Consider the following 253-nt stretch of genomic DNA (forward strand, 5'->3'; position numbering starts at 1 on the left):
CGATTGGACAGAACACTTCTTCGCGGATGTCGTCACGCCTAGCAGACGTGGCACGACGGGACGAAGGCGGAAGCCCATCGAGCTTCACGAATACAGTTTATCGAACCTCAAGCAATATTTGCGGGCCGCCGTATCAGCTTGCGAAAAAGAAGACTGGGAACACTCCTTGGCAGAGTTACGGAAGCGGTTTCTGTGGGAATGGGATATGCCCAACATGTGACCTTAAGCGCAGGCCTGCTGAGGCTTAAGGTCC

General features: G+C 54.2%; 1 protein-coding gene. It reads left to right on the forward strand.

What is annotated here, in order from left to right:
* The coding region (locus AF337_RS05865) for an Imm8 family immunity protein (protein ID WP_244471191.1) at positions 1-220 on the forward strand (220 nt) is incomplete at its 5' end.
* Between the last annotated feature and the right edge of the window lie 33 nt (positions 221-253).

The organism is Rhizobium ecuadorense, from assembly GCF_001187535.1.
Lineage (GTDB): Bacteria > Pseudomonadota > Alphaproteobacteria > Rhizobiales > Rhizobiaceae > Rhizobium > Rhizobium ecuadorense.